At 64.8% G+C, this 2003-nt stretch carries 1 protein-coding gene; it reads right to left on the bottom strand.

All coding sequences use genetic code 11. The features are described from left to right. Positions 1-414 precede the first annotated feature (414 nt). Positions 415-1584 carry a carbohydrate-binding domain-containing protein gene (locus MKK84_RS31530; protein ID WP_243926382.1) on the bottom strand — a complete coding sequence of 390 codons (1170 nt, stop codon included), beginning with the start codon at positions 1582-1584 and terminating at the stop codon, positions 415-417. Between the last annotated feature and the right edge of the window lie 419 nt (positions 1585-2003).

The raw sequence follows: 2003 nt of genomic DNA, 5'->3' as shown, positions 1-2003 counted from the left end.
CGATGAAGGCACCGGCGCTCCGCCGGAGCACGGTCGCCAGCTCGCCCGATTGTCCGACCTGGCGCATGCGTTCGCCCCCTCGACCCAGGCCTGCCCCGGCGAGACGGGGACCTAGCATGCTCCGTGCCGATAGCAATCAAGACTCCACCGAACCAGCGCAACAAGCATCATTCACCAAAATTCTGGAACAAATATGTCAATCGAGCAGACTATAATCTGTCGATCGACGCCAGTCCGCAATTTTTCGAAGGTATTTTCGCCGCACAAACCTTACAGCCAGCACCACATCTAGATCCGGACCGGGACAGCATCGAGCACCATCTTGACGCTCAACCAGCGTCACCGATCCGAATCTCGTCCTCTGCCGCGTTCATTCAGCGCAACGGAGAGCGCCGAGCGTTACCTGTACAGCCCTCACGCCGTGTGGAAGCCGTTGTTGTCATGATGCGCGTCGAGGGAGAAGACCAAGCTGGCGTCGGCTGATGTGTGACCGGCCGCATCGGTCTCGTAGACGGTGACCGTATGCTGGCCGTTGGCGCTGCCGTCGGTGGCCAGGACCGGAGCCGTCGTGGTGACCGCGCCGCTGTCGAGCTTGTAGTGCAGCGTGTCGCCGCTCACGGCCGGCGCATAGGTCACCAGGCCATCGCTGGTCGCGTGAGTCCCACCTGTTCCGGTGTCGTGCGTGAGCGCGACATTCGGGGCAGCCGACGTGGCTGCAGCCGCACCGGCTCCAGAACTTGTACCCGCACTCGTTCCCGGGACGTTGAACTGCAGAGATCCATTGTAGAGCAGGCTCAAAGCACTGTTGGCCACGGCTGCGCCATCGTTGCTGGCGCCATCAACGTACAGGTTGCGATCCGTACTCGCTGAGCCCCCGTAGAAGTCGTTGAGGAAGCTGACGCTGACCGCATGATCGCCCGGACCAAAATCACCCTTCACCGTCACAGTGTCGGACTGACCTGCGGCATGTGAGGCATGAGCGGTCTGGACGCCACCGATTTGCTGGCCATCCACGGAGACCGTGTACTGCGCGTCACCAACGTAGGCATCCTGGCTGATCTTCAGCACCAGGTGGCTCGCCCCCGAGCCGATCGTCGTGTCGGTAGCAGCAGGTGCCGTGCTGCCCGTTCCTACTGCAGTGCTCGTGTCAGATGTGTGAGCGGGTGCGGATGTGGCGACCTCCGTCGGCGCGCTCACCGCGGCGGGCGTGGTGCTCGCGTCAGTGGTGTGGGTGCTGTCTGACGTAGCGGCGGTGGCGATGGTGACGCCGCCGTTTTGCAGGAGGACGGCTGGGTTGGCCTCCGAGGCTCCGAAGCTGTGCCCATCCAGACTGACGGTGCTGACGTAGAGGTTGCGGTCATGGCCCTCGGTGAATTGCCCGCTGCCGTCATACGCGTCGTTGAGGAAGCGCACCTCGACGTTGTGGGCGCTGCTCGGGTTGAAGTCGCCCTTCAGCGTGACGTCCTGCCACTGGCCCTGCGTGTGCACGGCCGTGACGGTTTGCGTGTCGCCCACCGCCTTGCCGTCCACATAGACCTGAAACTGCGGATCGCCCTGGTAGTGGTCACCGGAGACATGAACCACCAGGGTATCACTTCCCGAGCCCACGTCAGTTCCGGGTGCGCTCACCGCGGCGGGCGTGGTGCTCGTGTCAGTGGTGTGGGTGCTGTCTGACGTATCGGAGGTGGGTACTGTTGCTGGCGCGCGCGCTGCGGAGGGCGTGGGTCGCTGGTCAGTGGGGTGGGGGCTGTCTGACGTAGCGGGGGTGGCGAGCGGGACGGGGCCGCTTTTCTGGGGGGGGGCGGGGGTGGCGCTCGCGGCTCCGGAGCCGTGCGGGGCCACACGCAGGGTGCTGGCGTCACGGGTTCGGTGAGGGCCCTCGCTGGATAGTGCGCCGCCGTCATCCTGGTAGGTGTGGAGGTGCATCTCGAAGTAGCGGGGGCGTGCTGTGTGTGGTTAGCCCTTCCGTGCAGCGTCGTGCACATGGCCCCTCTGGTCGGCGG

The organism is Methylobacterium sp. E-065 (genome assembly GCF_022829605.1).
GTDB lineage: Bacteria > Pseudomonadota > Alphaproteobacteria > Rhizobiales > Beijerinckiaceae > Methylobacterium.
The sequence above is the reverse complement of the archived record's forward strand: the minus strand, read 5'-3'. Positions and strand labels throughout refer to the sequence as shown.